Here is a 7,262-nt window from a genome sequence, read left to right as displayed (position 1 = left end):
AGTGCTGCAGATGCAGAAAAATGGATTGATAGCAGTGCGGATATGCTGTTATTTGATGCATACCACAAAGACGAACGGGGCGGCACAGGCGAAGTATTCGACTGGTCCTCGTTAGATGAGTTTGAACGACCATTTATGCTCGCAGGCGGTATCGATAGTACCAACGTGGCCCGTGCAATTCGTACAGTTCGCCCTTATGGTATTGATATTAGTAGCGGCATTGAAACAGAAGGAGTGAAAGACAATGAAAAGATTAAAGCTTTCACCAACATCGTAAGAACAATAGCCCTGTCATAACATGGCACATTGGCAGGAATGATAGATAGAAAGGTAAGTTATATGAGTGAACAAAGACATGGTTATTTTGGCTCCTTTGGTGGCCAATTTATGCCAGAAACATTGATGAATGCAGTCATTGAATTGGAAGAGGCGTACAACAAGTACAAAGATGATCCTGATTTCGTACGCGAACTTGAGGATTTACATAAAAAATATACAGGCCGTCCATCCCTTTTATACTATGCAGAACGCATGACAAAGGACCTTGGAGGCGCTAAAATCTATTTAAAACGGGAAGATTTGAACCACACTGGTTCCCACAAATTGAATAACGTAATCGGCCAAATGTTATTGGCAAAACGCATGGGTAAAACGCGTGTTATCGCTGAAACTGGTGCAGGCCAACACGGTGTTGCTACGGCGACTATTGCAGCCTTAATGGATATGGAGTGCGAGGTATACATGGGTGCAGAGGACTGTGAACGCCAAGTGCTCAACGTATATCGCATGGAATTATTAGGTGCGAAGGTACATCCTGTCACAACTGGTACTAGCACGTTAAAAGATGCTGTTTCTGAAGCAATGCGCGAATGGACTAACCGTATGTCCGATACGCATTATGTGTTGGGCTCTGTTATGGGTGCCCATCCATTCCCTATGATTGTGCGCGATTTCCAATCCATCATCAGTCGTGAAGCACGTGAACAAATTCTTGAAGCGGAAGGTAAATTGCCAACAGCTGTTATGGCTTGTGTAGGCGGCGGTTCTAATGCGATGGGAATGTTCTATAACTTTATTCCTGATGAAGGTGTTCGCCTTATCGGTTGTGAAGCAGCAGGTCGCGGTATTGATACAGAAGAACATGCGGCTACAATGGCAAAAGGTACAGTTGGTATTTTCCACGGTATGAAGTCTTACTTCTGCCAAGATGAAGATGGTCAAATTGCACCGGTATATTCAATTTCTGCTGGTCTTGATTACCCTGGCATAGGACCTGAACATGCATATCTACGCGATAGTGGTCGTGCTGAATATGTACCTGTAACAGATGATGAAGCTGTGGATGCATTCGAATATTTGTCTCGTTTAGAGGGCATTATTCCAGCTATTGAAAGTGCTCATGCAGTGGCACATGCACGTAAAATTGCGCCTACTATGAGCAAGGATGATATCATTATTATTTGTTTATCTGGCCGTGGTGATAAAGACGTAGCGGCTATGGCGAAATATAGAGGGGTGGATCTTCATGAGTAAAATTAAAGACGCTTTCACAAAGGGTAAGGCATTCATCCCGTTCATTAGTGCTGGCGACCACGGTATTGAAAATACAGAACGTTATATTCGCACTATGGTAAAAGCCGGTGCAGATATGGTAGAAATTGGCATTCCGTTCTCAGATCCAACAGCGGAAGGCCCTGTTATTCAAGAGGCAAGTACACGTGCTCTTTCTACAGGCGTAAAAATCCATGATATTTTTGATATGGTTCGTCGTCTGCGCACTGGTGATGATGCAGTAACAGTTCCACTCGTTTTCATGACCTATTTGAACCCAATCTATGTATTTGGTCGTGAAAAGTTCTTTACTCTCTGTGAAGAGGTTGGTATTTCTGGCGTTATCGTGCCTGATATGCCCTTTGAAGAAAAAGGTGAACTCGCTAGTGTGGCTAATAAACACGGCGTTGAAGTAGTATCTTTAATTGCTCCAACATCTGAAAACCGCATTGAAATGATTGCTAAAGAAGCGGAAGGTTTTGTGTACTGCGTATCATCCCTTGGGGTTACAGGCATGCGTAGTGAAATTAAAACAGATATTAAATCTATCGTTGAGACCATTCGCAAATATACAGATATCCCTGTAGCTGTAGGTTTCGGTATTTCTACACCAGACCAAGCAGAAGCTATGGCGCGCGTATCTGATGGTGCTATCGTAGGCTCTGCTATCGTTAAAATCGTTGCAGAACACGGCGAAAATGCAGATCAAGCGTTATTTGATTACGTACAATCTATGAAACAAGCTGTCCAAAAGGCTGGCGCATAATAGGGTTATTTATCTCTTATACAAGTAAATACTACATAAAAGATAACAACAAAAGGACGTTATACATTGTATAACGTCCTTTTGTTAGTTAGTTTAGTTATGTCTTATATAATCAGCAGGAACTGATTATGAAAGGGGCTTAGTCATTAGAAGATTCAGCGCGTTGATGATCACGGCTGCGTTCTGCGACTTTCTTAGAATCGTGTTTTTCACGGTTAGATACTTTACGTTTTTTATGTTTTTGTTTTTTTTCACCCTTTTTGAACCATGGTTGATCACTGCTATCTACAGTACCATCATCATTTTTTTCGATGCGAGGATTGTCGCCGATAGTGAAGCGATAATCTTTAGCTTGTGCCACATTAGCACCGATACCAACAGTTAAGAAGGCCGCTAAGCTGGCCATAGCCACTACTTTAGTTAATTTAGCTTTCATAATTGTCTCCTATATAATAAATTGTACAAATTTCAGTTGTAAGAAATCTAATTAAAGTATAGAGGAATCTGATGAAAAAAATATGAAAAAATAAGTTGATATATCATAGTATAATAGGAGTATCTATGTTTGTATAGTATCTAAAATTATAGTAGGAGTTTTATGAAACAGAGAGTATATGAGATCCTCTATCGTGAGCTAGTGGAAAACTACGCGAACAGTAAGGGACGAACGAATACAGCCGATTTTTGGCTGACTATAAGTGCCATATCCGTTGTATATGGTTTAATTACATGCATTACGGGCCTTGCAAGCTATATACCTTATGGATTTTTGTATGCCGTATCCTTAGGAGGGGGCATATTAATCACTTTATCCATCTTGTTATGCTTGCCGACGATTATGCTCATGGCGAGACGATTACGAGATTCTAATAATGATCCGATATTGATTATTTTACTGTTGGTCCCTATTTTAGGCTGGATTGCTTTATTGTATCTATTGTGCAAACGGACATCGCCTATCCAAGATCGACCAGACATATATAGCAATGAAGCAAATATATATAACACTGAAGGAAACATATATAACAACGAAGGAAATATATATAACAGCGAAGGAAATATATATAATAACGATGCAAACACGACACAAAAACAATCTGTATCTGGCGTGTTTATTGTGGGCTTATTAGTATTAGGCTGGCTTGTTAATAGTGCTGGTAGTGCCATGATCAACCATAATTTGATAGTGGAAGAGATTGCCTATGGTAATATAGAGCCTAGCGGGTTAACGAAAAAGGCTAATCGTTTATTAGAAAGTGAAACGGCTACTACAGAGGCTCGTTCTGTAGTGCGTGCATACTATGAAAATCTTGGTAAAGAGGATTATCATGGCGCATATCGCCAGCTAAGTGTACGTGAAATGGAGCGATACGGTACGTTTGAGCTATGGCAACAAGCGGTAGCGAAGGCGCAACATCCTAAGGTAGAAACAATTCAGCTTGATTATGTGTCTCAAGATAAAGAAGATGACTATACTATCAACTATACTGGTTTTATAGTGACCTTTGAAAATGGGCAAGAGCCTGTTCTAGTTCGTTTGTATAACATAGGCAAGGGCTGGGGTATTATTAGCATCGAAGACGTGGAGGAGGACTAGGTTATGGCAACTATCAATACATATGATTTAAACTATACCGATGCCTTCAAGCTAGGCATTAAAAACTATGCTAATTTCAACGGTCGTGCTAGCCGTAGTGAATATTGGCGCTTTGCCGCAACCATTGCAATGATTCAAGGGTCCTTAGGGATTTTGGCTATGATTTGTAATGCATTGGGTCTTCTTAATTTTGAAAGCATAGTTGATAAGGTTGCTTTTTGTGTATCCTTATTTTTACTAGTTCCCAATATATCAGCTACGGCGCGACGTATGCATGATATTGGCCGTAGTGGCTGGACACAGCTGATTTCCTATATTCCCGTTGTAGGGTTCTTTGTATTCTTAACCTATGAATTACGCCGCGGTGATCAACGGGAAAATGCTTATGGTGAAAGAACAGGCTATATCCCAGTTACATCTGATATAAGTAAAGAAACAGGCCTTGAAGAAACGCCTTCTCGCCGACAAGACTGGATTATGGGGATTACAATCTTCCTGATCCAATCCATTCAAATAGCGGATGTTGTAGGTGAACTATTATGGTTTGGTATTAACGGAAACGGATATATGTAATAACTACCTGTATGTATTAACATACTCATTATTTTATTTTATAAAAGTTTAACAACTCTTTTATAGACAATATAACACTTTGTAGTAGAATGAAAATAAGATGAATTTAAAATTATAGATATTAAGCGATACATAATATCTAAATTACGATATGTGTTATGTACAACAGGACCTTGTGAGCTTTACTGTTTCCTGCCTGTCGATGGAAGGAGTTTATTATGAAATCTTGTCCATATTGTGGACATGAAGTGCTGAGAAATAATCGTTATTGCCCAGAATGTGGGCGTGTCCGCACCCCCCCTATTTCGTTAGATAAATATAATCTAGGCATGATTGAAAACTTCAAACAATGTCTAGTATATAAATATGCTGACTTTGAAGGCCGTGCGAGCCGCAGTGAATACTGGAATTTCTTTTTAATGTATCAATTGCTCTTTGTAGCAATCTTGTTCACCTGTGCCTTTTTGAGTTATATTAGCCCTCTCTCTAGTGCAGTAGGCGTTGGCTTTGGCTTGGTAATCCTAGTCCTTTTGTCCGTAGTGATGATCATCCCTGGCGTGGCCGTTGCGGTGCGCCGCTTGCACGACCAAGGTCGTTCTGGTGGCCTCGTATTTATTGGCTTTGTACCTGTAATTGGAACCCTTATCCTATTGGTTCTAATGGCTCTTCCTGGTGAAAGCCACTCAAACCGCTTTGGCTCTCCTACAGGCCAAGTGATTCTAACAAAACAAATGGCTCACGAAATCGGGCTTATCGATGCAACACCAACTATGGGACTAACAGCTGGATTGCTCTGTGCCATCTTTGTACTATGGTTCTTGGTAGACCGATTACTTACAACAAGTGTAATGTAAAATGACAACTCTCCTTATAGGTTCTCTATAGGGAGAGTTTTTTTAGAATATAATTGTATAAATGGTTAATATAATGCATATGTTATTTTTAAAAAATATAGGTATTAAAACTTAAAAATATCAAGAAGAATGTTATAATAATTAGGACTTTATTTTATTTGTTATTTTGTAGGAGAGAATACAATGACAGATTTATCTATCAAAAATCTTTCGTATGTAGATAATTTTAAACATACGATTATGGGCAATTTTGCTAATTTCAAAGGCCGTGCAAGCCGCAGTGAATACTGGCGCTTCGTAGCAGTATCAACTATTATCTCTGCTGTTTTTAATGTATTACAAGCGCTCTTTAACTCTACTGTGTTGGGTTCTATTGTAGGTCTTGTATCTTTTGCATATGCTTGTGCAATACTTTTACCTTCTATTGGCCTTGGTGTTCGTCGTTTACATGACGTTGGTAAAAGCGGTTGGCTGCTATTGATTTGCTTAATTCCATTCGGTGTTATCTATGTTATCTACTTGTTTGCTCAAAAAGGTGATGAAGATATTAACCAATATGGCTCCCCTGTAAGCTATGAAATCATCACTGCTGAAGAAGCTGCGCGTACTGGCCTCAAAGAAACTCCATCTGAGAGTCTAGATCAAAAAGCTTTGATTGCTGTTATTGTGATTTTTATTGCTCAATCTATTATTGTTGCTGCACTTGCATAACAATACTATATAAAAGCCTGCTTATGCAGGCTTTTTCTTTTTTAGTCGATTTAGATGTCTATTTATTGTCGCATATTGTTTTGGCGCTACTATTTTATTACAATAATCATAATGTGTTTTATTAGAGATTAAACGTATATAGGAGAGCGTGTATGAGTGTTATACATTGGTGGCGTCGCTTAGGGATAGTCGGTTGCGTGTTGGTAATATTAGGTTCTGTTAGTGGTTGTCAGTGGAATTTAGATAATCTAAAGCAATACAGTCAAGATTCATCAACGAAAGACAACAAAAAAGATGAAACGAAGCGGGTGTTTCGATTCTATTTAGCTGCTACAAATGAGTTTAACTACAATGAGGTTAAATACGGAAGCCAATATGATCTAATCTGGCAACAGGCAGGTGCAAATGAACCACTAACAGGTTTTAAGGTACAGGATTATGAGCGTCTTGAACAGGAACTAGTAGCTGCTAAGGAGGCTGGTCGTTCTTACGAGGATCTAGAAAGTACAACAGAGGCTGTATTGCCTATCTTGCATGACATTGTAAGTAACGTAAAGGCTTTAGATTCGTATTATAAAACAAAGCAGTATGAACAAGATAATTATGCATTTAGTCAAGCTACACTGGCTAAGCTTTCAGCATTATTAGAAGTATTTGAACCAAAATATGAAGCGCTAAATGAGGCAGTTACGGCCGCTCATAAAAAAGAACGGAATAAAGATATTGAGTTGATGCGTTCGAATGGTCAAGTGAATGGTGCTCATATGATAGAGATGATGGGTTACTATAGTGATATCGTTAGCCATATCATTGACCAAGGGCCTAATAGTGATGTGCAGTGGGTGAAAGCTCAAAAGGAAGCTGCAAATGCAATTGTACCTCAGTTCACATCTGTAGAGGTGCAAAATCGAATTGATCAAGCTAAGAATCTTGATGCGGCTATTGATGCATTTATATCTAATCAGAGTGCAGAGGCATATCATGAGGTAATTTCACAATATAATGAGCTGGCTCGGACACCGATGAATTTTAAATTATTGGATAAGGTACAAAATGCTTATATACCTGAAGGTGTATAGTTTTCTTGTTGACAATTCCCCCCCTTGAGCCCTATAATTATCTATTATATGAATATTGCGTTGAAAAAGACGGCACGTCTCAGACGGATTTAGTAGAGACCAAACTCATGGGCTGAAAGGTTTGGAAATCT

Annotated in this window: 8 protein-coding genes and 1 pseudogene; 8 read left to right on the top strand and 1 reads right to left on the bottom strand. The window is 39.3% G+C overall.

What is annotated here, in order from left to right; genetic code table 11:
• The 3 genes and pseudogenes from RWZ05_RS08705 to trpA all read left to right on the top strand — a co-directional run.
• Nucleotides 1-297, top strand: a pseudogene (locus tag RWZ05_RS08705) (bifunctional indole-3-glycerol phosphate synthase/phosphoribosylanthranilate isomerase); the annotation flags it as partial.
• Nucleotides 298-339: 42 nt separating this feature from the next.
• Nucleotides 340-1,533, top strand: coding sequence for a tryptophan synthase subunit beta (trpB, locus tag RWZ05_RS08700; RefSeq protein ID WP_314643779.1), 1,194 nt, complete (start codon nt 340-342; stop codon nt 1,531-1,533).
• Nucleotides 1,526-2,317, top strand: a complete 792-nt coding sequence (gene trpA, locus RWZ05_RS08695; RefSeq protein WP_314643777.1) for a tryptophan synthase subunit alpha — start codon at nt 1,526-1,528, stop codon at nt 2,315-2,317. Before trpB ends, trpA begins: the two co-directional genes overlap by 8 nt.
• 139 nt (nt 2,318-2,456) lie before the next feature.
• Here trpA and RWZ05_RS08690 read toward each other — a convergent pair whose 3' ends face one another.
• On the bottom strand, nt 2,457-2,753 hold the full coding sequence (locus RWZ05_RS08690) for a hypothetical protein (RefSeq protein ID WP_314643776.1): 297 nt from the start codon (nt 2,751-2,753) through the stop codon (nt 2,457-2,459).
• A 162-nt stretch (nt 2,754-2,915) separates the two neighbouring features.
• On the opposite strand from RWZ05_RS08690, the gene RWZ05_RS08685 reads away from it, so the two are divergent.
• The 5 genes from RWZ05_RS08685 to RWZ05_RS08665 all read left to right on the top strand — a co-directional run bounded on the left by RWZ05_RS08685 (nt 2,916) and on the right by RWZ05_RS08665 (nt 7,131).
• Entirely contained in the window at nt 2,916-3,914 is a 999-nt protein-coding gene (locus RWZ05_RS08685; protein ID WP_314643774.1) for a DUF805 domain-containing protein, read from the top strand.
• A gap of 3 nt (nt 3,915-3,917) precedes the next feature.
• A complete protein-coding gene (locus RWZ05_RS08680) occupies nt 3,918-4,487 on the top strand; it encodes a DUF805 domain-containing protein (RefSeq protein WP_314643772.1) in 570 nt (189 codons plus the stop codon).
• Nucleotides 4,488-4,705: 218 nt separating this feature from the next.
• On the top strand, nt 4,706-5,341 hold the full coding sequence (locus tag RWZ05_RS08675; protein ID WP_314643770.1) for a DUF805 domain-containing protein: 636 nt from the start codon (nt 4,706-4,708) through the stop codon (nt 5,339-5,341).
• Between the two features lie 183 nt (nt 5,342-5,524).
• Complete coding sequence (locus tag RWZ05_RS08670) at nt 5,525-6,052, top strand: DUF805 domain-containing protein (RefSeq protein ID WP_314643768.1); 528 nt, start codon at nt 5,525-5,527, stop codon at nt 6,050-6,052.
• Between the two features lie 152 nt (nt 6,053-6,204).
• Nucleotides 6,205-7,131: a DUF3829 domain-containing protein gene (locus RWZ05_RS08665; protein WP_314643766.1), complete on the top strand. Its 927-nt coding sequence runs from the start codon at nt 6,205-6,207 to the stop codon at nt 7,129-7,131.
• Nucleotides 7,132-7,262: the final 131 nt, after the last annotated feature.

The sequence above is a fragment of the uncultured Veillonella sp. genome (assembly GCF_963543145.1).
Taxonomy (GTDB): domain Bacteria; phylum Bacillota; class Negativicutes; order Veillonellales; family Veillonellaceae; genus Veillonella.
Note: the sequence above shows the minus strand (reverse complement) of the source record. Positions and strands in the feature narration are given on the sequence as shown.